The 22679-nt window shown below is 42.6% G+C and carries 24 protein-coding genes; 9 read left to right on the top strand and 15 right to left on the bottom strand.

All coding sequences use genetic code 11. From position 1 onward, the window contains the following. Positions 1 to 2: 2 nt before the first annotated feature. The 6 genes from infC to ihfA all read left to right on the top strand — a co-directional run bounded on the left by infC (position 3) and on the right by ihfA (position 5070). The gene (gene infC / locus FFR00_RS09785) at positions 3 to 545 is read left to right on the top strand and encodes a translation initiation factor IF-3 (protein WP_137673215.1); all 543 of its coding nucleotides are present in this window, start codon (positions 3 to 5) and stop codon (positions 543 to 545) included. 100 nt (positions 546 to 645) lie between these two features. After that, positions 646 to 843, top strand: coding sequence for a 50S ribosomal protein L35 (rpmI, locus tag FFR00_RS09780; RefSeq protein WP_137673214.1), 198 nt, complete (start codon positions 646 to 648; stop codon positions 841 to 843). Positions 844 to 861: 18 nt separating this feature from the next. After that, complete coding sequence (rplT, locus tag FFR00_RS09775) at positions 862 to 1215, top strand: 50S ribosomal protein L20 (RefSeq protein ID WP_137673213.1); 354 nt, start codon at positions 862 to 864, stop codon at positions 1213 to 1215. Between the two features lie 178 nt (positions 1216 to 1393). Next, a complete protein-coding gene (pheS, locus tag FFR00_RS09770; RefSeq protein WP_137673212.1) occupies positions 1394 to 2374 on the top strand; it encodes a phenylalanine--tRNA ligase subunit alpha in 981 nt (326 codons plus the stop codon). A 12-nt stretch (positions 2375 to 2386) separates the two neighbouring features. Then, complete coding sequence (gene pheT / locus FFR00_RS09765) at positions 2387 to 4774, top strand: phenylalanine--tRNA ligase subunit beta (protein ID WP_137673211.1); 2388 nt, start codon at positions 2387 to 2389, stop codon at positions 4772 to 4774. 2 nt (positions 4775 to 4776) lie between these two features. After that, complete coding sequence (gene ihfA / locus FFR00_RS09760; RefSeq protein ID WP_016401503.1) at positions 4777 to 5070, top strand: integration host factor subunit alpha; 294 nt, start codon at positions 4777 to 4779, stop codon at positions 5068 to 5070. A 58-nt stretch (positions 5071 to 5128) separates the two neighbouring features. Here ihfA and FFR00_RS09755 read toward each other — a convergent pair whose 3' ends face one another. The 4 genes from FFR00_RS09755 to FFR00_RS09740 all read right to left on the bottom strand — a co-directional run bounded on the left by FFR00_RS09755 (position 5129) and on the right by FFR00_RS09740 (position 9289). Further along, on the bottom strand, positions 5129 to 5887 hold the full coding sequence (locus tag FFR00_RS09755) for an amino acid ABC transporter ATP-binding protein (protein WP_137673210.1): 759 nt from the start codon (positions 5885 to 5887) through the stop codon (positions 5129 to 5131). A 14-nt stretch (positions 5888 to 5901) separates the two neighbouring features. Further along, the gene (locus FFR00_RS09750; RefSeq protein ID WP_137673209.1) at positions 5902 to 6993 is read right to left on the bottom strand and encodes an amino acid ABC transporter permease; all 1092 of its coding nucleotides are present in this window, start codon (positions 6991 to 6993) and stop codon (positions 5902 to 5904) included. Between the two features lies 1 nt (position 6994). Further along, positions 6995 to 8191 (bottom strand): amino acid ABC transporter permease, encoded by a 1197-nt coding sequence (locus tag FFR00_RS09745; protein ID WP_137673208.1) that lies wholly within the window; start codon positions 8189 to 8191, stop codon positions 6995 to 6997. A gap of 72 nt (positions 8192 to 8263) precedes the next feature. Beyond that, positions 8264 to 9289 carry an amino acid ABC transporter substrate-binding protein gene (locus FFR00_RS09740; RefSeq protein ID WP_137673207.1) on the bottom strand — a complete coding sequence of 342 codons (1026 nt, stop codon included), beginning with the start codon at positions 9287 to 9289 and terminating at the stop codon, positions 8264 to 8266. Between the two features lie 511 nt (positions 9290 to 9800). On the opposite strand from FFR00_RS09740, the gene cobB reads away from it, so the two are divergent. After that, a complete protein-coding gene (gene cobB, locus FFR00_RS09735) occupies positions 9801 to 10526 on the top strand; it encodes a Sir2 family NAD+-dependent deacetylase (protein ID WP_306766884.1) in 726 nt (241 codons plus the stop codon). Further along, a complete protein-coding gene (locus FFR00_RS09730) occupies positions 10523 to 11284 on the top strand; it encodes a glucosaminidase domain-containing protein (RefSeq protein ID WP_201798725.1) in 762 nt (253 codons plus the stop codon). Before cobB ends, FFR00_RS09730 begins: the two co-directional genes overlap by 4 nt. A 3-nt stretch (positions 11285 to 11287) precedes the next feature. On the opposite strand, the gene ttcA is transcribed toward FFR00_RS09730, so the two are convergent. The 11 genes from ttcA to ccoN form a co-directional block, all read right to left on the bottom strand. Beyond that, a complete protein-coding gene (ttcA, locus tag FFR00_RS09725; RefSeq protein WP_137673204.1) occupies positions 11288 to 12184 on the bottom strand; it encodes a tRNA 2-thiocytidine(32) synthetase TtcA in 897 nt (298 codons plus the stop codon). A gap of 80 nt (positions 12185 to 12264) precedes the next feature. After that, a complete protein-coding gene (gene uspE, locus FFR00_RS09720; RefSeq protein ID WP_137673203.1) occupies positions 12265 to 13197 on the bottom strand; it encodes a universal stress protein UspE in 933 nt (310 codons plus the stop codon). 135 nt (positions 13198 to 13332) lie between these two features. Continuing rightward, on the bottom strand, positions 13333 to 14079 hold the full coding sequence (locus tag FFR00_RS09715) for an FNR family transcription factor (protein ID WP_137673202.1): 747 nt from the start codon (positions 14077 to 14079) through the stop codon (positions 13333 to 13335). Between the two features lie 68 nt (positions 14080 to 14147). Continuing rightward, entirely contained in the window at positions 14148 to 14813 is a 666-nt protein-coding gene (locus tag FFR00_RS09710) for a sulfite exporter TauE/SafE family protein (RefSeq protein ID WP_137673201.1), read from the bottom strand. Further along, positions 14797 to 14976, bottom strand: a complete 180-nt coding sequence (gene ccoS, locus FFR00_RS09705) for a cbb3-type cytochrome oxidase assembly protein CcoS (protein ID WP_137673200.1) — start codon at positions 14974 to 14976, stop codon at positions 14797 to 14799. Before ccoS ends, FFR00_RS09710 begins: the two co-directional genes overlap by 17 nt. Next, complete coding sequence (locus FFR00_RS09700) at positions 14973 to 17360, bottom strand: heavy metal translocating P-type ATPase (protein WP_137673199.1); 2388 nt, start codon at positions 17358 to 17360, stop codon at positions 14973 to 14975. Before FFR00_RS09700 ends, ccoS begins: the two co-directional genes overlap by 4 nt. Continuing rightward, positions 17350 to 17832: a FixH family protein gene (locus FFR00_RS09695; RefSeq protein ID WP_137673198.1), complete on the bottom strand. Its 483-nt coding sequence runs from the start codon at positions 17830 to 17832 to the stop codon at positions 17350 to 17352. Before FFR00_RS09695 ends, FFR00_RS09700 begins: the two co-directional genes overlap by 11 nt. Before the next feature lie 82 nt (positions 17833 to 17914). Then, complete coding sequence (gene ccoP / locus FFR00_RS09690; RefSeq protein ID WP_137673197.1) at positions 17915 to 18883, bottom strand: cytochrome-c oxidase, cbb3-type subunit III; 969 nt, start codon at positions 18881 to 18883, stop codon at positions 17915 to 17917. Next, on the bottom strand, positions 18880 to 19062 hold the full coding sequence (locus FFR00_RS09685) for a cbb3-type cytochrome c oxidase subunit 3 (RefSeq protein WP_137673196.1): 183 nt from the start codon (positions 19060 to 19062) through the stop codon (positions 18880 to 18882). Before FFR00_RS09685 ends, ccoP begins: the two co-directional genes overlap by 4 nt. Before the next feature lie 10 nt (positions 19063 to 19072). Beyond that, entirely contained in the window at positions 19073 to 19675 is a 603-nt protein-coding gene (gene ccoO / locus FFR00_RS09680) for a cytochrome-c oxidase, cbb3-type subunit II (RefSeq protein WP_137673195.1), read from the bottom strand. A gap of 1 nt (position 19676) precedes the next feature. Next, positions 19677 to 21110 carry a cytochrome-c oxidase, cbb3-type subunit I gene (gene ccoN / locus FFR00_RS09675; protein WP_137673194.1) on the bottom strand — a complete coding sequence of 478 codons (1434 nt, stop codon included), beginning with the start codon at positions 21108 to 21110 and terminating at the stop codon, positions 19677 to 19679. A 494-nt stretch (positions 21111 to 21604) separates the two neighbouring features. Here ccoN and FFR00_RS09670 point away from each other — a divergent pair, with 494 nt between their 5' ends. After that, positions 21605 to 22636, top strand: coding sequence for an HD-GYP domain-containing protein (locus tag FFR00_RS09670; protein WP_137673193.1), 1032 nt, complete (start codon positions 21605 to 21607; stop codon positions 22634 to 22636). The last annotated feature ends 43 nt before the right edge of the window (positions 22637 to 22679 follow it).

Raw genomic sequence — 22679 nt, 5'->3', positions numbered from 1 at the left:
TTATAAAAACCGGAAGACGTGGTCAGCAACAAGCTGCAAGAGCACATAAGATAAATGAAGAAATTCAAGCTCAAGAATTACGCCTTACAGGCATAGACGGCGAAGCCCTAGGCATTGTTAGCTTGAATGAAGCGCTAGATATAGCCGGCGAGTCTGGTGTAGATCTAGTAGAAATTAGTCCTAATGCTGAACCACCTGTTTGTCGGGTCATGGACTACGGTAAGTTCATTTACGAAAAGAGTAAATCTGTAAAAGAACAGAAGAAGAAGCAAAAACAGATTCAGGTTAAGGAAATAAAATTCCGACCTGGAACTGACGAAGGCGACTATCAGGTAAAACTACGCAACCTGGTTCGTTTTCTAGAAGAGGGTAATAAAGCTAAAGTAACGCTACGTTTCCGTGGTCGTGAAATGGCACACCAAAGCTTAGGCTTTGATCTACTAAACCGCATTAAAGGCGATTTAGAAGAACTAGCAGTTGTGGAAGCTTTTCCAAAAATGGAAGGTCGCCAAGCTGTGATGGTGTTAGGCCCTAAAAAGAAGTAACTAAGGCATCCAAGTAACAAACAGCTTACTTTAACCAGTAAGCTGTTTTTGTTCGCCTTTAGTTATATGTTGTTAATCTCGCAATGCGGAGTGCATGTAAATGCCAAAAATGAAATCGAACAAAGGCGCTGCTAAGCGCTTTAGAAAAACTGCTTCTGGTGGTTTTAAATACAAACAAGCTGGTCTTCGTCACATCCTGACTAAGCGCCGTACTAAGGTAAAACGTCACCTTCGTCCGAAGGGTATGATTGCTGCGTCTGATATCGCATCAATTGTTCGCATGTTGCCGTACGCATAAGTTTAGAGGAAATTAAGAATGGCCAGAGTTAAACGCGGTGTACAAGCACGTGCACGTCATAAGAAAGTCTTAAAACAAGCCAAAGGTTACTACGGAGCACGTTCACGTGTTTATCGCGTAGCCTTCCAAGCGGTAATCAAAGCGGGTCAATACGCTTACCGTGACCGTCGTCAGCGTAAGCGTCAATTCCGTCAGTTATGGATTGCACGTATTAATGCTGCTTCACGTCAAAATGGTTTGTCTTACAGCCGTTTGATTGACGGACTTAAAAAAGCATCTATCGAAATCGATCGTAAGATCCTAGCTGATATTGCTGTTTTTGATAAAGCAGCATTTACAGTATTGGTAGAAAAAGCAAAAGCTGCTTTATAAGTTTTATCAAGTTTGTAAAAGGGGAGCTTAGGCTCCCTTTTTTTATTGCAAAAAAATACCCATACTACCTACCTTTTCCCGGAACAAGTCTAGCTATAAGCCGTTCATTAAAGTACTATTTCCGGTCTTATTTAAAACGAAAATCAGCCTTCCCCCATTGGCGGAATATGAGGAAATCATGCTAGATCTTGATGCGCTAATCAATCAGGCTAAGACTCACATTGAAGCGGCTTCGGCGATTAACGAACTCGATGCCGTTCGCGTGGAATACTTAGGTAAAAAAGGACTAATGACTAAACAGCTGCAAGGACTTGGCAAATTAACGCCAGAAGAACGTCCTCAAGCTGGTCAGCTTATTAATCAGGCCAAACAAGTTATCCAAGAAGCGTTAAATGCAAAACGTGAATTGCTAGTACAGCAAGAACTTAATGCAAAGCTATCGGCCGAAACCGTTGATATTACTTTGCCCGGTCGCAGTGACGAACTAGGTGGTCTACACCCAGTGACTCGCACTATTGAACGCATTCAAACGTTCTTCGGAGAGTTAGGCTTTCAAGTTAAATCTGGGCCAGAAATCGAAGATGGCTTTCATAACTTTGATGCATTAAATATTCCTGAGCATCATCCTGCACGCGCCGACCACGATACGTTCTATTTTAATCCTGATTTAGTATTGCGTACCCAAACTTCGGGTGTGCAAATTCGTACCATGGAAACTGAAAAGCCACCGATTAGAATTATTTCTCCTGGCCGCGTTTACCGAAACGATTACGATCAAACTCACACTCCAATGTTCCACCAGGTGGAAGGTTTGATGGTTGATAAAAACGTAAATTTCACAGAATTAAAGGGCGTGTTGTATGACTTCCTGCAAAACTTCTTTGAAGATGACTTACAAGTACGTTTTCGACCGTCTTATTTCCCGTTTACAGAAACCTCTGCAGAGGTGGATGTTCTAGGTAAAAACGGTTGGTTAGAAGTGCTTGGTTGCGGCATGGTACACCCAAATGTATTACGTGCAGTAAACATTGACCCTGAAGAATACACCGGCTTTGCTTTTGGTATGGGTGTAGAGCGTTTAACTATGTTACGTTACGGCGTTAACGATTTACGTTCATTCTTCGAAAACGACTTACGTTTCTTAAAACAATTTAATTAAGGGTTAGTTAACATGAAATTTAGTGAATCATGGCTAAGAGAATGGGTTAACCCTAGCATTTCACGCGATGAGTTGTCTGAGCAAATCACCATGGCTGGCCTAGAAGTTGACGGCATTGAAGCGGTAGCGTCTAGTTTTAACGGCGTTGTTATTGGTGAAGTGGTTGAGTGTGGTCAACATCCTGATGCTGACAAATTACGCGTAACCAAAATCAATGTTGGTGGCGACGAGCTATTAGACATTGTTTGTGGTGCCCCAAATTGCCGCCAAGGCTTAAAAGTAGCGGTAGCTCAAGTTGGCGCAGTATTACCCGGCGATTTCAAAATAAAAAAAGCGAAACTGCGAGGTCAACCTTCTCACGGTATGCTTTGTGCCTACAGTGAACTAGGCATCAGTGATGAGTCCGACGGTATTATGGAGCTTCCAAGTGACGCGCCAATTGGTACTGATTTGCGTGATTACCTACAGTTAGGTGACGTAACTATTGAAGTTGATTTAACACCCAACCGTGCCGATTGTTTAAGCCTTCGTGGTTTGGCTCGCGAAGTAGGTGTGCTAAATCAAATGGACGTTGCAGAGCCACAATGGCAAAACACTGTAGTAAGTATTGAAGATACGTTTACGGTGAACGTTGAAGCGACAGAGCAATGTCCACGTTACTTGGGACGCGTGATAAAAGGTGTCGATGTAAAAGCAACAACACCTCTTTGGATGCAAGAACGTTTGCGCCGCAGTGGGATTCGATCTATCGATCCAGTAGTAGATGTGACTAACTATGTACTGGTAGAGCAAGGTCAACCAATGCATGCTTTTGATCTTGCAAAGCTAAACGGTTCAGTTGATGTGCGTTTAGCAAATAACGGCGAAAAGCTGGTATTACTAGATGGTAACGAAGTTGAGTTAAAAGATAATACTCTTACTATTTGTGACCAGAGCGGTCCAATTGCAATGGCAGGTATCTTTGGTGGTGAGAAAACCGGTGTTACTGAAAGTAGCAGCGACATCTTTTTGGAGTGTGCGTTCTTTAGCAAACTAGCTATTACTGGTCGTGCCCGACAATATGGTTTACACACTGACTCATCTCACCGTTACGAACGTGGGGTCGATTTCCAATTGCAAACTCAAGCAATGGAACGCGCTACACAGTTATTGGTCGAGATTTGTGGTGGCGAGGTAGGCCCAATTGTTGAGTCTGGTGATGAAGCTAAGCTCCCACAAGCGGCAACCATTACTTTGCGCCATGCGCGTTTAGAAAAAGTGATTGGTTACTCGTTTGCCAAAGATCAAGTTAGCGAAATCCTTACTCGTTTAGGTATGACTGTTACCGAAACGGAACAAGGCTGGCAGGCAACTGCACCGAGTTACCGTTTTGATATGGCGATTGAAGAAGACCTAATTGAAGAGGTTGCGCGAATTTTCGGATATAACAACATTCCAAATGTTTCGCCTGTGGCATCTTTAAAAATGGGTCAACACAAAGAAGTTGAGTTACCAGCAAGCAAGTTGCGCCAGTTGTTGTGTGGTCGTGGTTATCAAGAAGCGGTTACTTACAGTTTTGTTGACCCTAAACGCCAGCAACTATTGCACCCACAACAAGATGCTATGATTTTACCGCACCCAATTTCTGTGGAAATGTCGGCAATGCGTTTAAGTTTGTGGACTGGCTTGTTAGATACCGTGTCTTACAACCAAAAACGCCAACAAGCTCGGGTTCGTGTATTTGAGTCGGGTTTACGGTTTTTTCCTGATACAAACGCTGAAAACAATGTAAGCCAAACAGCAATGTTGGCTGGCGTGATTAGTGGCACAGCGAATCAAGAAGCTTGGAATAGCACAGAGCGAGAATTAGATTTCTTTGATATCAAAGGTGATGTTGAAGCGTTAATTCAACAAACCACTGATGCTGATTCATTTAGCTTTGAAGCTGCAAATATTCCTGCATTACATCCTGGCCAATCTGCAAGCATATTGCGTCATGGTATACATGTTGGGTATGTAGGTGCATTGCATCCACAACATCTAAAAGCCTTTGGCTTAAGTGGTAAAGTATTTGTATTTGAGCTAGAACTTGCAGCGGTTACCCAACGTAACTTACCAGATGCTAAGCCTGTTTCTAAGTTCCCAGCTAACCGACGCGACCTTGCTTTATTAGTATCAGAACAAGTTAATGCAGGAGATTTATTAAATTGCATTAAGAAAGTTGGCGGAAATCAATTAGTTGGCGTAAACTTATTCGATGTATACAAAGGGAAAGGCATTGCAGACGATATGCAAAGTATTGCGATTAGCTTAACGCTGCAAGAACAAAGCCGAACCCTTGAAGAAAAAGAGATTGCCGCTACAGTTGATACCATTGTAGAGGCGTTACGTTCAGAGTTTGACGCATCCTTGAGGGACTAGTTATGGCATTAACTAAAGCTGACCTGGCAGAAAATTTATTTGAAAACTTAGGCTTTAGCAAAAGAGAGTCTAAAGAAGTTGTAGAAGCGTTTTTTGAAGAAATACGGGTGGCTTTGGAAAGTGGGGAGCAAGTCAAAATTTCAGGTTTTGGAAACTTTGATCTAAGGGAGAAAAATCAACGCCCTGGTCGTAACCCGAAAACTGGTGAAGATATCCCCATCTCTGCGCGTCGAGTAGTCACCTTTCGTCCTGGGCAAAAGCTCAAGAGTAGGGTAGAGAACGCCGAACCAAAATAATGTTCAGTTAATAAAAAAGGAAGCCAATTGGCTTCCTTTCTTTTTATCTGTTTACTAACTAGTGATTTAAGATCTGGCTTAAGAATAGTTTAGTACGATCAGATTTTGGGTTCTCAAAGAACTGAACCGGTTCGTTCTCTTCAATAATTTCCCCTCTGTCCATAAAGATAACCCGATCTGCAACCTGCTTAGCAAAGCCCATTTCGTGGGTTACACAAAGCATGGTCATCCCTTCATTCGCTAACTCCACCATTACATCTAACACTTCTCTTACCATTTCAGGATCAAGAGCAGAAGTTGGCTCATCAAACAACATGATAGATGGGTTCATACATAAACTGCGAGCAATCGCTACACGCTGCTGTTGACCACCAGAGAGTTGACCTGGGTACTTGTCAGCTTGTTCTGGAATTTTAACTCGCTCTAAGTATTTCATCGCAGTTGCTTCGGCCTCTGCTTTGGGGATTTTTTTAACCCAAATTGGCGCTAAACAACAGTTTTGCAATACCGTGAGATGTGGAAATAAGTTGAAGTGTTGAAAACACATACCTACGTCACTTCGCACTAATTCAATACTTTTTAAATCACTTTGTAATTCAGTACCGTTTACAATTATGTCGCCTTTTTGATGTTCTTCTAGGCGGTTAATACAACGAATCATTGTTGACTTGCCGGAGCCCGATGGGCCACAGATAACAATTTTTTCGCCTTTGGCTACCGTTAAGTCTAAGTCTTTAAGTACGTGGAACTCGCCGTACCATTTGTTCATTCCCTTAAGTTGAATTACCACCTCAGGGCTTGCTTGATTAGAAGTCATTTAAAATTTCCTTATTAATGTCCTGTGTGTAGTTTCTTCTCGAGATGGATCGAATAGCGAGACATGCTGAAACAGAACACCCAAAAAACAAAAGCGATAAATACATACATTTCGGTAGAAAAACCAAGCCAAGCCGGGTCAGCTAGAGCTGATTGACCGATAGCCAATAAATCGAATAACCCAATTACCAGTACCAAACTAGTATCCTTAAACAAGGCTATAAAGGTATTAACGATTGACGGAATAGTAATTTTTAACGCTTGTGGCAGAATAATTAAACCCATAGATTGCCAGTAACTCAAGCTAAGCGCTTCACCTGCCTCGTACTGACCTTTAGGAATTGCTTGTAAACCACCACGAATTACCTCTGCCATATAAGCTGACTGGAACATAATAATGCCAATCATCGCTCGAGCTAGTTTGTTGAAATCAACTTCTGCGCCAACAAACAGCGGTAACATAACCGATGCCATAAACAATACGGTAATAAGAGGCACAGCCCGCCAAAACTCAATGTAGATAGTACAAAAGCTTCGTACTATTGGCATATGAGAGCGTCGACCTAAAGCCAATAAAATACCGATTGGAAGAGCTGCAACAATACCCACGATAGCCAATACTAGCGTTAGCATTAAGCCACCCCATTGATGGGTTTCTACTTTAGGTAAACCGAAGGAGTCACCTAACAATAAGAAGAACACAATAATTGGGTATATAAACAAGCTGAATAATGCAATTTTAGGTTTGTGAGGTGTTTTCTCGTAAACCAAGGCTGCAATAAGAATCAAGAAGGTAACAAATACCAAATCAACTCTCCAGCGCTCAGCAGAAGGGTAGAATCCGTAGATTAACTGAGAAAATCGGTCTGCGACAAATACCCAACATGCGCCGTCACTGGTACAAGCTTCTCGACTATCCCCAATCCAATCGGCTTGCAAAAACGCCCACTGAATAGCCGAGGCTAAAGGTGGAATAATTAAGTACAAGATGAAAAGGGTAAATAGGCTATTAAGCCAAGAAGAAAACAGATTTTTCTTTAACCAGCCCACAAAGCCAACACTGAGGTTTGGTGGCGCTAGATCAGGTTTGAATTGATGTACTGACATATTAACGCTCCACCAAAGCCATTTTCTTGTTGTAGATATTCATCAAGATTGAAGTAGCAATACTAATGGTGAGATAAACCGCCATGGTTAGCGCAATAACTTCAATCGCTTGACCTGTTTGATTTAAGGTTGTTCCCATAAATACTGATACTAAATCCGGATAACCAATTGCTGTAGCTAACGATGAGTTTTTGGTTAAGTTTAGATATTGGCTGGTGAGCGGAGGAATAATCACCCGCATTGCCTGAGGAATAATCACCAGCTTTAAGGCTTGAGTTCTGGTTAAGCCTAAAGACTCAGCCGCCTCACTCTGACCTTTACTTACGGCCAAAATACCAGATCGAACAATCTCTGCTATAAAAGCTGCGGTGTAAAAAGTAAGAGCGACTAATAAAGCGGCTAACTCTGGAATAATTACCATACCACCACGGAAGTTAAAGCCCTTTAATGCTGGGTACTCTAAGCCAATTGGCGAGCCCATTAAAAAGAATACAACCGTAGGCACCAAGATAATCATTGCTGCAGAAACAGAAAAAATAGGGAAGGGTTGACCAGTAAGCATTTGACGCTTTTTAGCCCACTTGGCTAAAACAAAAGAGCCAATAATTGCCAAAATAAAACTAATGACAACGATATTAGCGCCCGACTCCATAATGGGCCCTGGCATGTAAAGGCCACGCACGTTCAAAAACACCGCTTCACCAATGCTAAGACTTTGCTTAGGACTAGGCAGTGCTCTAAGTACCGCAAAGTACCAAAAGAATATTTGTAAAAGTAAAGGAATGTTACGCAGAGTTTCAATGTAAACGGTGGCAACTTTAGAAACCAACCAGTTTTGCGACAGGCGTGCTATGCCCATAATGAAACCAAGAATAGTGGCAAATATAATACCCAGTACAGATATTAGAATTGTGTTTAACAAGCCAACTAAAAAAGTGCGCCCAAACGTGTGGCTTTCGTCATATTCGACCAATGACTGAATAATACCGAAACCTGCAGTTTGGTTCATAAAACCAAAACCGGTCGTAATACCACGTTGTTCTAAGTTAAAAAGAGCGTTACTGATGATGTAGAAAAAGAAACCAATAACACCAATAACAACGAGAATTTGGAAAACTAGCGCTCTTACGTTGGGATCAAACCAGATCTTACGAAGACTATTTGCTGAGTTATCCTTTGAGGAAGGATGGGCAGCCATATAATGTAACCTAGTAGTGTAGGATTAAAACGGAAGAGAGCAGGGCAAGCCCTGCTCTTTTAAGAGTAGAAATTAACGAATAGGTGGAGCGTATTGGAAACCACCGTCTTTCCATAGTGCGTTAACACCACGAGCGATACCAAGCGGAGAGCTAGTACCTACGTTTTTCTCGAAAGACTCGCCGTAGCTACCAACTTGCTTAACAATGTTGTAGCCCCATTTGTCGTCTAAGCCTAAACCTTTACCTTTAGGGCCTTCTAAACCTAAGATACGGCGTACGTTAGGGTTAGTCGATTTAAGCATGTCGTCTGCGTTTGCAGAGCTTAAGCCATATTCTTCTGCATTGATCATGGCGAATAAAGACCATTTAACAATGTTTAGCCATTGATCATCGCCTTGACGAACAACTGGACCTAAAGGCTCTTTAGAAATAATCTCAGGCAATACCATTGCGCTGTCTGGCTTAGCTAGTTTGATACGCAGTGCATAAAGTTGCGATTGGTCTGAGGTTAAAACATCACAACGGCCAGCTTCGAAACCTTTTACTGTTTGGTCTGAGGTATCAAATACTACAGGCGTGTATTTCATACCATGCTCACGGAAGTAATCCGCTAAGTTTAGTTCGGTAGTAGTACCAGATTGGATACATACTGCAGCGCCATCTAATTCTTTAGCTGAAGACACACCGAGCTCTTTGCTAACCATAAAGCCTTGGCCGTCATAATAGTTAACACCAGCAAAATTCAAACCTAGTGAACTGTCGCGGGTTAGCGTCCAAGTAGTGTTACGAGAAAGAATGTCGATTTCACCAGACTGCAGTGCAGTGAAACGCTCTTTTGCAGTAAGGGGAGTATATTTAACTTTAGAAGCATCGCCTAGAACGGCGGCGGCTACTGCGCGACAAACGTCTACATCTAGACCTTGCCAATTTCCGTCAGCATCTGGGTTTGAGAAACCAGGCAAGCCGGTACTAACGCCACATTGTAAGAAACCTTTACTTTTTACGTTGTCTAACGTGCCATCAGCAGCGCTAGCATTTGCTGCGAAAGCTAAGGCTACAGCAGCTACCGCAGCTTTAATATGCGTGTTTTTTAACATGTTTTCTTCCCTGTACAGTTTGTCTTTATATTGTGGGTTGAACGGCTCTATATTCAATCAAGAGCCAAAACCAGAGCCAATAACAACATAAACATTCAAATATTGGGTGTCAACATTATTGTAACACCGCAATCACAACAGAATGCCGAATAACTGACCACCGGCGCAAAACTATTCAATATAATTGAATATAGTATCAAGCAGCAGTATCCGTAGGCTTTTTATCGTTTTCTTGCGCTAGATCAAGATTAGCACAGCTACAGATAATTCCCTGATTTAGTTAGCTTAAAAGTAGCAAAAGCGAGATATGTCGCAAAAGTTTAATTTAGATTAACTATGCGGTCAGACAAACTAGATATTTGTGGCTCTGTCGAGAATCATTCTAGATAAAATGTTAACAGTTAGTAACTTTTAAGCCATGTTTGTCACATTACAACTTAAGTAGAATGGGGACTTATGCTGACTTAATATATATTTATAGAGCTTTCTATTCGATTTTGAACAAAAGAAGATGAATATGAAAAAAAATGTGATTGTTTTGACCGGAGCAGGGGTTTCTGCTGAATCAGGAATTCAAACTTTCCGTGATTCAGATGGTTTGTGGGAAAAGCATCGCGTAGAAGATGTCGCAACACCAGAGGCTTATCAACGAGCTCCAGATTTTGTCGATCAATTTTATAATCTGCGTCGCCAACAGCTTCAAAGTAGTAAGGTACAGCCCAATGCAGCCCACTTCGCGCTTGCCGAGCTAGAGCAACAAGATGATATAGAGCTACTAGTTATCACCCAAAACATTGATGACTTGCACGAACGTGCCGGCAGCAAGAATGTTTTGCATATGCATGGTGAGCTATTAAAGGCACGCTGCCCAATGTCTAATCAAACCACCAATTGGAAAGGCGACTTAGGTGCTGAGGTATTGTGTACATGTTGTCAGTTTCCTACTCGACTAAGACCGCACGTTGTGTGGTTTGGCGAAATGCCTATTGGCCTAGACAAGATTTACCATCGACTTAATCACTGTGATATATTTATTGCCATTGGTACCTCGGGACATGTGTTTCCGGCGGGCGGTTTCGTTCATGAAGCTGCAAGCCATGATGCCAGAACCATTGAACTCAATCTTGAGCCCTCTGAAATGCAAAGCGAATTTGCAGAACGTCATTACGGCCCAGCGAGTGAGTTAGTTCCTAACTTCTTGCAAGAATTAACCATAGAAATAAGAGCAACTACTTGAATAAATTTTTACTTATAGGCTTGTTATCAAGCCTAATCATCGCTTGCGATCACACACCAAAACAGACTTCACCCATCATTAGTTACGCACCGCTACCTGCTTTTGAAGAATTTACCGATGTTAATCAAAAAAAGCAGCAATTTACTCAATATATTTTGCCACTAATAAAAGCAAGTAATCAGCAAATACTTAAGCAACGTAATCAACTGGTTTCCTTCAATAGCAAGATAGCGAATAGCAAATTAAGTAAAAAACAACACAAGATTTTAGTTGGGTTAGCTGAAGATTATCGGGTTGATACCACCCTTGGTGATAAGCAAATCATTACTGAGCTACTAGCCAAAATAGACGTTGTGCCTCCTGCCTTAGTGCTAGCCCAAGCTGCTAACGAGTCTGCATGGGGAACGTCAAGGTTTGCCAAAGAAGGAAATAACTTGTTTGGTCAATGGTGTTACCAGAAAGGTTGTGGCTTAGTACCATTAAGCCGTGTTGACGGTGCTAACCATGAAGTACGTAAATTTGATAGTGTGTATCAGTCGGTAAATGCCTATATGAACAACCTTAACAGTCATCCAGCCTACCAAGCGTTACGAGAACATCGCCAAATCGCTAGAACACGCGGCGAGATAGACGCAATCGAGCTAGCAAGTTTTCTTACTAGCTATTCTGAACGGGGTGAAGCCTATGTGCACGAGCTCCAACAGATGATGAGAAGCAATAAATCTTTGTGGCCTTCTCACTTATCAGTGAGTTCTTAAGAACTAAAGCTCTACTATTTGAACTACCCCAGTCGTCTCTTTCATTGTCTGCTGGGGTTCTAACTGAGGTGCATCGAAACCAATATCACCGCCGTCAATTATGCCGCTATCTCGGTTAATAGATTTAAAGTCAAACTGTTGGTGATCGAGTAAATGAGATGGCACGACGTTTTGCACCGATCTAAACATTGATTCTACTCTTCCTGGAAAACGCTTTTCCCAGTCATTCAACATTTGTTTAATTGCCTGACGCTGCAGGTTTTCTTGAGAGCCGCAAAGGTTACACGGAATAATAGGGAATTCTTTTACCTCAGCGTATTTTTCCATATCGGCCTCTTTACAGTAGGCCATTGGACGAATCACGACATGTTTCCCATCGTCACTGACTAACTTAGGTGGCATGGTTTTTAGTTTACCGCCATGAAACATGTTTAAGAATAGGGTTTCTAATATATCGTCTCTATGGTGGCCTAGTGCAATTTTGGTGGCGCCTAGTTCGGTAGCGGTACGGTACAAAATACCGCGGCGTAAACGAGAACATAAAGAACAGGTCGTTTTACCTTCAGGGATTTTGTCTTTTACAATTGAGTAGGTATCTTCTTGCACAATTTGGTATTCAATACCTAAGTTATCTAGGTATTCAGGCAAAATATGCTCTGGGAAGCCAGGTTGTTTTTGGTCAAGGTTAACGGCAATAACGTTAAAGCTTATTGGTGCGTGGGCTTTTAGATGCAGCAAAATGTCTAACATTGCGTAACTGTCTTTACCGCCAGACAAACACACCATTACTTTATCGCCTTCTTCAATCATATTGTAGTCAGCTATCGCTTGGCCTACATGTCGACGAATTCGCTTATGAAGTTTGTTTTGGTTGTATTGTTGTTTAGCTGTAACTGACATTTTGAGTTCCCAATAAAAAAGCGGGGCTATTATATAACCCCGCCTTGCTTAAGCAATCTTTTCCCTTAGCTTAAACGGATCTATTTTTGGAAAGGACTAACAAAGTTTTGTGGTTTCAATGCCAGTAAATCGCAGTCTAATTGATCAATAACGTGCTCAGCGGTATTACCTATTAATGCTGCGCTAAAACCGCTTCGACCAGACGTACCCAAAATAACTATATCTGCACCAATCTCATTGGCCACTTCGGGAATTACATCATCGGGTAAGCCTTCTTCGAGGTGGCTAGTGACTTCTTGCCCAAACTGTTCAGCCACAAATTTATTCAGGGCTTCTTTATGGTATTCCATAACATTTTTGTTGTACTTGAGAGGGTCGAAATCAGGCAGCTCTATGGCAATATTTACCGGGGCTGCGGGATAGGCTGTAACAATATGGGGAGTGGCAGATAGTAACCGGCATAAATCCTTAGCTTCTTGAGCAATTCGCACATTGAGTTTGTGGTGCTCTTCGTCCTCTGCTCCTGCGTGAATCGCTGCAACAATCTTACCTGCTGTTGGCCAATCATGGTCTTTAACCATTAGCACTGGTGTTGGACACTTACGTAAAATGTGCCAATCGTTGGGGGTAAAGATTATTGATTGCAGTGTAGGGTGAGGGTGGGTGGCTTTAACCACAAGGTCGTGACCAAAATCGAGAACTTCTTCTATAACACTTTCATAGAGTCGGTTATTCCACACTACCTTGATTTCTATCTCTAGGCCTGCGGTATCTGTTGCCGCGATAACTTCGTTCAACCAGACTTTACGTTCGTCTATTACGCCAGAGCGCATGGCTTCTCGCTCTTCGCCAGATAACATTGACGTCATCTCGTAAGAGAAGTCATAAATGGTGAGTAGAGCTTTGATTTTTGCTTGGTCTTCTTTCTGTGCTAAAAACACAGCCCGAGACAAAGCCGCCTGAGTGTCGTGCAGGGGGTCAATGACCACTAAAATATTACGATACTTAATCATAAAGCAGCTCCTAGAATGTTCTGGAATAGCTACTTAACTTTAGCTCAATTTGGAAGGAATAAATCTGACTTAGTTAACACTGACCCAAGTTTTTTATCATAGCTTGATGTAAATCAGGTCAGTGTTATTAATCACTTAGGTAGCTTTGGCACCAGCTAATTGACGAAGGGATTCGCGGTCGGTAATTGAAATATATTTACCTTTAACCGCAATCATATCGGCTTTTTGGAAACGGCCTAACAAACGTGAAATAGTTTCTACTGTTAAACCTAAGTAATTACCGATATCACCACGAGTCATGGTAAGGCGAAACTCTCTCGGAGAGAAACCACGCTCAGAGAAGCGCTGCGATAAACCATAGATAAATGCGGCTAAACGCTCTTCAGCATTTTTCTTACTGAGTAACAAAATCATCTCTTGGTCAGCGACAATCTCGTTGCTCATTAAACGCATCATTTGGCGACGAAGTTTAGGCATACTTGCCGACAAGTCATCCATGGTATCAAAAGGGATTTCACATACCATCGACGTTTCAAGGGCTTGTGCAAAACTAGGGTGTACTTGGTTATTGATAGCATCGAAGCCAACTAAATCGCCAGCTAAATGAAAACCAGTGATTTGCTCATCACCTTGTTCGGTAATGGTGTACGACTTAATGGTGCCTGAACGTATCGCGTATAAGCTTTTAAGTTTATCGCCAGCAGCAAAAATTTCTTCGCCTTTTTGAATAGGCTTTTTACGCTCAATAATACTGTCTAAACGATCTAGCTCAGTTTCATTTAAAGAAAATGGAATACACAATTGTGCAATGCTGCAATCTTGACAATGGATTTCACATCCACCAGTTTGGATTCTTTGACTAGCTTTTGGGTTAATGCTCATACTCAAACTATGCTATAGGAGTTCGAGGCAATTCTACTCTTTATAGAGGTATTTTTCTAGCGCTATTGCTACAACAATGTAACAACCTGATAGATCCCTAGAGCAAAAACACTAAGTCCAGAAACAATCTGTAGCTTACGGTTGTTTAACAAGTGGCTAAGTTTTTGACCAAGCATCACCGAGAGCAACATAACGCTAAAAGTACCCAGCCCAAAGCTAAACATCACCGCGGCACCGCTTTGCCAGCTAGCTTGGCTAGCACTTAAGGTTAAAGTGGAGTACACCAACCCGCAGGGTAACCACCCCCATAACAAACCTAAAGGAACGCAAGCCAAGGGATGGTTTAAACTGAGAAATTTACTCGCGGTGGGTTGGATTTCGTTCCATAACACTTTACCAGCAGCCTCTAATGGGGTGAGTACAGACCACCACCGGGTGAGGTGAATACCTAACAAAATTAACATTAACGCAGCAAGCCACTGGAGGCTAACTAGCAAGTGTAGTGATTTGTGTATTTGCCCAATAGCCTGGATTGAACCAGACACTATCGCACCCGCAATTGCGTAACTCACTATTCGTCCAAGGTTGAAGCCAACGCTGACCAAAAACTTTGAGGACGAATTTTCAACTCTGCTACCAAGAACACAGGCAATACCACCACACATAGCAATGCAATGCGTGGCACCTAATAAACCGGTGATAAAAGCGGCCGCGTAATCAGTTTGGAGTATCATCTTTAACCGATTTAGTGTCTTGGCCTTTTTCGTCAAACAAAATGTTTACGCCTTGGCGATCTAGGTCTTCAAACTGTTCACTTTTGACCGCCCAGAAAAAAATACCAATTCCAATACACACAAAAACAAGGGCAATAGGAATTAACACAAAAATTATGCTCATCGCTTATTCAACCTTAGTGAGTTAGTTAACACCGCTAGCGAAGACAAAGACATGCCGATTGCTGCCATATAAGGTGTCACGATACCCGACACCGCTAAGGGCAATATCAGGGCATTATAACCTAAAGCCCATGCCAAGTTTTGAGCGATAATTTTTTGGGTTTTTTTAGCCAAATCTATAGCACTTAACAAAGTTCTTAGCTTACTGCCGAGAAGGACTGCATCGGCACTAGATTTAGCAATGTCGGTACCTAAACCCATAGCGATAGATAAAGGTGCAGACGCGAGCACAGGCCCGTCATTTACGCCGTCGCCAAGCATTAGCAAATGTGGCGTGCTGGTGACTTTATGTTTTACCACATCGAGTTTTTGCTGAGGTAACGCGCCCCTAGAGACATCGGTGATACTCAGTTGATTGGCAACAAATTCCACTTGTGCAGACTCATCACCAGTAAGCATCGACAAACTAATGTCTCTTTGTTTTAAGCCTTTAGCGAATTCTATCGCATCACTTTTAATTAAGTCTGACAGATAAATTCTGGCCACTAACTGTGTGTTTACCAGTAACACTAACTCAAGCATTCCTATGCGGGGTTGAGCAATTTGTTGGCAAAACTTAGCCTTTCCTAAAGTGAGCGAATGATTGTCTACCAAACCACTTAAGCCTAAACCGGTATGGTGCTCAATATTTGTTGCTTGTAACTTCTGAAAAGATTTAAACGCCAATGCGATAGGGTGAGAACTTTGACGCTCTAAGGCACCAACATATTCAAGAACTGTCTCCTTAGCGTAGCCCTTGTAACACTCTAGCCCTTGGATCTGCAATCGACCTTCGGTGAGCGTGCCGGTTTTGTCTGACACAACGGCTTGTAACTTAGCCAAGCTTTCTAGTACGTGGCCGCGTTTTACTAACAGGCCATTTTTAGACAAATTATGAGTAGCAGCTGTTAGTGCTGCTGGCGTAGCTAACGATAGTGCGCAAGGGCAAGTAGCAACCAACACCGCTAAGGTGATCCAAAAAGCGTCTTCCGGTGAATGAAAATGCCAATACGTGTAGGTGAGGGCGGCAATAACCAATAGGCCAAACACAAAATAGCGAGCCACACCGTCTGCTATAGTGGCTATCTTCGGCTTTTCACTCTGCGCTTGTTCTTGTAAGCGCATAATGTTGGCGATAAAGGTGTTTTGCGAAACGGCCTCAACGGCTATATGTACAGTCTGCTCGTGGTTAATGGTGCCAGCAAACACGCGTTCGCCTATCGACTTAACAATGGGTAAGCTTTCTCCCGTTAAAGAGGATTCATCAAATTCACTTTCACCAAAGCTAATCTGGCCATCAGCGGGCACGGTTTCCCCAGGTAAAATAACGATAAGGTCACCGAATTTAAGCTGGCTGGCCGCTACGCGCTGCTGTTTGCCGTCTTTATTTAGTTTTAAAGCTAGTTTGGGAATAAGCTTAAGCATGTTTGAACTGGTTTCACTGGCTTTTCGCCTAGCCCGTAACTCCAGCAATCGTCCTAGTAACAATAAGAAGGTAAACATTGAAACCGATTCGAAATAGACTTCACCCGTGCCTTTTACGGTTGCATACAACGACGCGCTATATGCCCCTAGTAGTGCAATAGATACGGGGACATCCATGTTTAGGGTTTTAGCTTTTATACTTCTATACGCACCAAAATAGAAAGGCTGCGCTGAAAAAAGTAGAACGGGCGTGGCCATAATTAGGCTCACCCAGCGAAAGTAATCTCGATAAATCACTTCCATTTCGTCAAACAGGTCACCATAGAGAGCAATCGCAAACATCATCACTTGCATGGTAGCTAAGCCAGCGACACCAAGCTTTAACAAGTGGCTTCGATACAGCTTACGATCTAACTCTTCTTGTTTGTCTGTTTGAAAAGGCGTGGCGTTGTAACCTAGGGTTTGAACGGTTTGCAGGAGCTGACTAAGTTTTACCTGTTTATCGTCCCACAACAAAGTGGCACGTTGAGTGGTAGAATTAACGTGAATTTTCTGAACACCTTTAACATGCGAAAGCTGCTTTTCAATCAGCCATGCACATGCAGCACAAGCAATGCCTTCTATAGACAGCAGTACTTCTTTATAGGCGTCTGACTGAGCGACAAAGTCTAATTGAACACTCTCATCGTCGTATTCCAACATTTTAGTTAATGCGTCAGGGACCAAACCTTGAGCGCTGGGAGCTGCGGCGGTGCGATGCTTGTAATAGTCTTCTAAGCCACTGTCTATAATGGTTTGGGCTACAGCGGCACAACCTTGGCAACACATGGGTTCCATTTTACCAAGGATAGGAACAGATAAGCTCTGACCTGCCGGAACAACTTCATTGCAATGAAAGCAAAGGTATTTGTTACTTCCCATCAATCTCTTCTATGTTGTACAGCGGCAGTTGTAGCTCTTCTTGTAAACGCCAACTGTCATCCATTGGACTGATGCGGATAAACCAGCGACCATTTTCATTTAAATCTTCGCCAAACCTATATCGACCGGTGGCATCAGCGGTAACTACGTAACTGCGGTCGTTTCTCGCTAAGGTTTTATGGGCCAGTTCAACTTTAAGAGGTTGGTTTTTCAGTTCGTCAGGTAACGTCATATCTAACAATAAGCCGCTGTCTGTAGGTGACAACGCAGCTTTAACACCTAACTGTTCTGCTTGCTGTATTAGTGACAAATCGGCATTAATCGCCTTGCCTTTCTTGTAATAAGACTCTACGACCATGTCATTGTCGGTGGTAGCGGCTATGTAAAATGTGGTTAAGCTAGCAACGACTGCAGCCATAGGTAACGCGATTAAAAACCACGGCCAAAATTGTTTGTACCAAGCTTGTTGCATGAGCTCTTACTTCCAAAAAGAGGGGGCTTAAATATAACAAAAAAAAGCGACGCATAGGCGTCGCTTTTTATAAATTTTTAGTCTATTCGCTCTTAGAAAGCTGATACACATAGGCGGAAATAAGCTGAATCTTATCTTCTCCTAGAATATCCTTCCAAGCAGGCATTACGCCATTACGACCGTAACGAAGGGTATCTTCTACCGCTCTACGCGAACCACCGTATAACCAAATGCCATTGGTTAAGTTGGGTGCACCTACTGCTTCGCTACCGGTACCGTCTGCGCCATGACAGGCTGCACATACAGCAAACTGACTTTTACCTGCAGCTGCATCAATGTCGTTAACCTTACGGCCTGAAAGACTCAGTACGTAAGCAGTAACTTCTTTGATTCCGTCGTCACCAAGTACCGCTTCCCATGCTGGCATTTGGCCTTGGCGACCATGCATTAAGCTTGCTTTAATCGCTTCGCCGCTGCCGCCGTATAACCAATCTCCGTCGGTTAGGTTAGGGAAGCCCTTACCACCACGAGCGGCTGAACCATGACATTGAGAACAGTTTTGTAGAAACAAACGTTGGCCGATTTTAATTGCATCAGGATCAACTGAGAGTTCTTCAACGCTGCGGTATTCTCCAGATTCGTTGTATGCAACTTTACGAAATACTTCTCCAAAACGTTGGTCGGCTTTTTCTACTTCACCTTGATATTGGTTAGCAACGGTACCGTCGTAAGCTGCCACACGCTCCTGGCCTTCTGCGATAGTCTTAATGCCCATCTCTGAGCTCTTCCAACCAAGGAAACCTTGCCAGTTGCCTAAACCTGGGTATGCGGCTAAGTAAATCAACGAGAAGATAATGGTGATAATGAACATATAAGACCACCACTTAGGAAGAGGGTTATTTAACTCCTCAATCCCGTCAAACTCGTGGCCCATCGATTCACCTTCTTTAACACCGGTGGTGTTTTTGTTACAAGCTCTCAGCAATAAGTAACAGCCTAAGATGCTTCCTAACGTTATTACGGTAACCCACACGCTCCAAAATGTGCTCATTTTTTCTGTGCTCCTTCAAATTCCTTTGTAGAGCTAGCTTTAGGCTCATCGGCAAAAACCAAATTCGCAGCTTCGCTAAAATCCTTTTTGCGTTTCTTGCTGTAGGCCCAGGCAAATATGCCAATAAAAATCGCCATTAAGAATGCAGTGTAGAGGCCGCTAAATGTACCAAAGTCCATAACTAACTCCTTATTTCAATGCTGTACCTAACACTTGTAAGTAGGCGATGAGTGCTTCCATTTCTGTTTTTCCTTCAACCGCTGCTGCTGCGCCTTCAACGTCAGCATCGGTATAAGGAACACCAAAGTGGTTTTTAAACAACGCCAATTTCTTACCAGTTAACGAGCCGTCTACCAAATTTTCCTCTAACCAAGGGAAACCAGGCATATTAGACTCAGGTACCACATCACGTGGATTAATCAGGTGAACACGATGCCACTCATCTGAATAACGTTGGCCTACACGAGCTAGATCAGGTCCAGTACGTTTAGAACCCCACAAGAAAGGATGTTCCCAAACGCTTTCACCGGCTACAGAGTAATGCCCGTAGCGCTCAGTTTCTGCGCGGAATGGACGAATCATTTGGCTATGACAGTTACTACAACCTTCGCGGATATAGATGTCTCGGCCTTCCATTTCTAATGCAGTGTAAGGAACTAAGCCGTCAACAGGTTCTGTTGTTTCAGGCTGGAAGATTAGCGGGGTGATTTGTGCTAAACCACCGAAGCTAATCGCGATAACAATTAAGATGGCAAGTAGGCCAACATTCTTTTCGATTAACTCGTGCTTCATGTTATGCCTCCTGAGCCTGTTCAATTGGTTCTAATGAGCCTTTCTCAGCAGTAATTGTTTTAAAGGCGTTATAGGCCATTACAAACATACCGGTTAAGAAGAACAAACCACCAACAAAACGAACGAAGTAGAATGGGTAAGAAGCCTGTAGTGACTCAACAAACGAGTAGGTTAAGGTACCGTCTTCGTTTACTGCGCGCCACATCAAACCTTGCATCACACCAGAAATCCACATTGCAACGATATATAGCACAACGCCAATAGTTGCTAACCAGAAGTGGGTGTTAATAAGCTTGGTGCTGTACATACGGCCTTGACCGAATAAAACAGGAATTAAGTGGTAAATACTACCAATAGACACCATTGCTACCCAACCAAGAGCACCAGAGTGAACGTGACCAACAGTCCAATCAGTGTAGTGTGATAAAGCATTTACGGTTTTAATTGCCATCATCGGGCCTTCAAAGGTAGACATACCGTAGAAAGACAATGAAACAATTAGGAATCGTAGAATAGGGTCATAGCGTAATTTATGCCACGCACCAGACAGGGTCATAATACCGTTAATCATGCCACCCCAAGAAGGTGCGAATAAAATTAACGACATCACCATACCTAGAGACTGCGCCCAATCAGGTAACGCGGTGTAGTGTAAATGGTGAGGACCAGCCCAAATGTAAATAGATACAAGGGCCCAAAAGTGAACAATCGACAAACGGTAACTATAAACCGGACGACCTGCTTGCTTAGGAACGAAGTAGTACATCATCCCCAAGAAACCAGCGGTTAATAAGAATCCTACCGCGTTATGCCCATACCACCACTGCACCATAGCGTCTACAGCGCCAGCATAAATCGAGTACGATTTAGTCATGGTAAGTGGAATAGCAGCATTGTTTACAATGTGTAAAACAGCAACGGTGATGATAAAAGCACCAAAGAACCAGTTCGCCACGTAAATATGAGACGTTTTTCGCTTCACAATGGTACCGAAAAAGGCAATACCATAGGCAACCCAAACAACCGCAATGGCAATGCCAATAGGCCACTCAAGTTCAGCGTATTCTTTTGAGGTGGTAAAACCCATAGGCAAAGTAATTGCCGCAGATACAATAATTAAGTTCCAGCCCCAAAACACAAAGGAAGCGAGGGGGCCGCCAAATAGTCTTGTTTGACAGGTACGTTGCACCACGTAAAAAGAACATGCCATTAATGCACTGGTACCAAATGCAAAAATAACGGCGTTAGTGTGAAGGGGACGTAACCGGCTATAGGTTAGCCAAGGAGTATCGAAGTTAAGTGCAGGCCAGATCAATTGCGCAGCAATTAATACCCCAACACCCATGCCAACAATACCCCAAACAATGGTCATTACAGTGAACTGGCGTACAACCGTATAGTTGTAATCAGTTTCTGTGCTAGCTGCTTGGTTCATAAATACATGCTTCCGTTGCTATTATTATTTGTTTAAGCGAGTTAAATGCAGGTGCATCAACAACATGAAACGAATTGTTAGTCTACGTTACGTTTAGCGCTGTGTGGGCGAGTATAGCTGTAGGCTAACGGCGCGATCATACTTGATCGATTAGGCAAATAACAGATTGAAAAACTAGTTATTTGCATATCTCCGCTATATTTTTAACAATTTGTTTCCAAACGGCAAACCGCATTGATCAAGATCAATTATGGGGCATTAATTTACATTCGTATAACTTATTTTGCGACCTCGATATTACGCATTTATCTAGCCAAAGCCTTAAGTCCGCTGCACTAAAGGTATTCTTTCAATATTTTCATTATATCCTCAGTAAATGTTGAGGTTCTGTAAATCACTTGATTTGCAATTTAGTGTTATTAAAGTGTTGATTTTATGTCTATAGTTACTTTTATCTAAGAGGAAAATTGGCAGATTCGTAAACAAGGATTTTTATGGAAAACAGAGCCACCGTTCTCATCGTTGACGATACCCCTGAGAACATTGACGTATTAGCTGGCATTCTGCGTGAAGACTATAAGATACAAGTCGCTCGAAATGGCGACATGGCACTAAAAATTGTATCTAAAGCTAACAAGCCTGATTTAATCTTGCTCGACATCATGATGCCAGGCATAGACGGTTTTGAAGTATGTCGCCGCTTAAAAGACGATTTAACAACTCGCCATATTCCGGTGGTATTTGTTACCGCTAAAATTAGCCCCGCAGATGAACTCCATGGCTTAGAGTTAGGTGCTGTAGATTACATCACTAAACCTGTTAGTCCTCCGGTTGTTAAAGTAAGGGTAAAAACTCACTTAGCCTTATTTAACCAAAATAGAGAGCTAGACCGAAAAGTAAAAGAACAAACCGATGTAATTAACACCACCCGATTGCAAATCATTCAGCGTTTAGGGCGAGCAGCTGAATATAAAGACAATGAAACCGGCCTACATGTGATTCGAATGAGTCATTACTCCAAAATTTTAGGTATTGCGGCTGGCATGAGCGAACCTGATGCAGAAGTACTAATGAACGCAGCGCCCATGCACGACATTGGTAAAATTGGTATTCCCGATAGCGTATTACAAAAACCCGGAAAATTAGATGCCGACGAATGGGATATCATGCAAAGTCACGCGGTTATTGGCGGTGAAATTCTTGGTGAAGGAGACAGCTCAGAGTTACTCGATTTAGCCAAAACAGTGGCGTTAACCCATCATGAAAAATGGGATGGTAGCGGGTATCCAAATGGTTTGGCTGGAGAAGACATTCCTATTGTAGGCCGAATTGTAGCTATCGCAGACGTGTTTGACGCACTGACTTCTCAGCGACCTTACAAACAAGCCTGGCCAGTAGAAAAAGCAGTTGACCTATTAAAAAGCGAAGCTGGTACACATTTTGACCCAACACTCGTTCCTTTATTTATTGCAGCCTTACCAGAGATTCTGGAAATAAAAGCTAAGTTTGAAGAAAACCAAGATTAAGTTGTGGGATTGGCGCTAAAAAAAGTAAAGGCAAGGAATGCAT

Source organism: Agarivorans sp. Toyoura001, from assembly GCF_005405585.1.
Taxonomy (GTDB): Bacteria; Pseudomonadota; Gammaproteobacteria; order Enterobacterales; family Celerinatantimonadaceae; genus Agarivorans.
Note: the sequence above shows the minus strand (reverse complement) of the source record. Positions and strands in the feature narration are given on the sequence as shown.

What these genes read in the sequence shown, in the direction of transcription:
- rpmI (WP_137673214.1), top strand. Translation starts at nt 646, where the DNA reads ATGCCAAAAATGAAATCGAACAAAGGCGCTGCTAAGCGCTTTAGAAAA.
- rplT (WP_137673213.1), top strand. Translation starts at nt 862, where the DNA reads ATGGCCAGAGTTAAACGCGGTGTACAAGCACGTGCACGTCATAAGAAA.
- pheS (WP_137673212.1), top strand. Translation starts at nt 1,394, where the DNA reads ATGCTAGATCTTGATGCGCTAATCAATCAGGCTAAGACTCACATTGAA.
- pheT (WP_137673211.1), top strand. Translation starts at nt 2,387, where the DNA reads ATGAAATTTAGTGAATCATGGCTAAGAGAATGGGTTAACCCTAGCATT.
- ihfA (WP_016401503.1), top strand. Translation starts at nt 4,777, where the DNA reads ATGGCATTAACTAAAGCTGACCTGGCAGAAAATTTATTTGAAAACTTA.
- FFR00_RS09755 (WP_137673210.1), bottom strand. Translation starts at nt 5,887, where the DNA reads ATGACTTCTAATCAAGCAAGCCCTGAGGTGGTAATTCAACTTAAGGGA.
- FFR00_RS09750 (WP_137673209.1), bottom strand. Translation starts at nt 6,993, where the DNA reads ATGTCAGTACATCAATTCAAACCTGATCTAGCGCCACCAAACCTCAGT.
- FFR00_RS09745 (WP_137673208.1), bottom strand. Translation starts at nt 8,191, where the DNA reads ATGGCTGCCCATCCTTCCTCAAAGGATAACTCAGCAAATAGTCTTCGT.
- FFR00_RS09740 (WP_137673207.1), bottom strand. Translation starts at nt 9,289, where the DNA reads ATGTTAAAAAACACGCATATTAAAGCTGCGGTAGCTGCTGTAGCCTTA.
- cobB (WP_306766884.1), top strand. Translation starts at nt 9,801, where the DNA reads ATGAATATGAAAAAAAATGTGATTGTTTTGACCGGAGCAGGGGTTTCT.
- ttcA (WP_137673204.1), bottom strand. Translation starts at nt 12,184, where the DNA reads ATGTCAGTTACAGCTAAACAACAATACAACCAAAACAAACTTCATAAG.
- uspE (WP_137673203.1), bottom strand. Translation starts at nt 13,197, where the DNA reads ATGATTAAGTATCGTAATATTTTAGTGGTCATTGACCCCCTGCACGAC.
- FFR00_RS09715 (WP_137673202.1), bottom strand. Translation starts at nt 14,079, where the DNA reads ATGAGCATTAACCCAAAAGCTAGTCAAAGAATCCAAACTGGTGGATGT.
- FFR00_RS09710 (WP_137673201.1), bottom strand. Translation starts at nt 14,813, where the DNA reads ATGATACTCCAAACTGATTACGCGGCCGCTTTTATCACCGGTTTATTA.
- ccoS (WP_137673200.1), bottom strand. Translation starts at nt 14,976, where the DNA reads ATGAGCATAATTTTTGTGTTAATTCCTATTGCCCTTGTTTTTGTGTGT.
- FFR00_RS09700 (WP_137673199.1), bottom strand. Translation starts at nt 17,360, where the DNA reads ATGGGAAGTAACAAATACCTTTGCTTTCATTGCAATGAAGTTGTTCCG.
- FFR00_RS09695 (WP_137673198.1), bottom strand. Translation starts at nt 17,832, where the DNA reads ATGCAACAAGCTTGGTACAAACAATTTTGGCCGTGGTTTTTAATCGCG.
- ccoP (WP_137673197.1), bottom strand. Translation starts at nt 18,883, where the DNA reads ATGAGCACATTTTGGAGCGTGTGGGTTACCGTAATAACGTTAGGAAGC.
- FFR00_RS09685 (WP_137673196.1), bottom strand. Translation starts at nt 19,062, where the DNA reads ATGGACTTTGGTACATTTAGCGGCCTCTACACTGCATTCTTAATGGCG.
- ccoO (WP_137673195.1), bottom strand. Translation starts at nt 19,675, where the DNA reads ATGAAGCACGAGTTAATCGAAAAGAATGTTGGCCTACTTGCCATCTTA.
- ccoN (WP_137673194.1), bottom strand. Translation starts at nt 21,110, where the DNA reads ATGAACCAAGCAGCTAGCACAGAAACTGATTACAACTATACGGTTGTA.
- FFR00_RS09670 (WP_137673193.1), top strand. Translation starts at nt 21,605, where the DNA reads ATGGAAAACAGAGCCACCGTTCTCATCGTTGACGATACCCCTGAGAAC.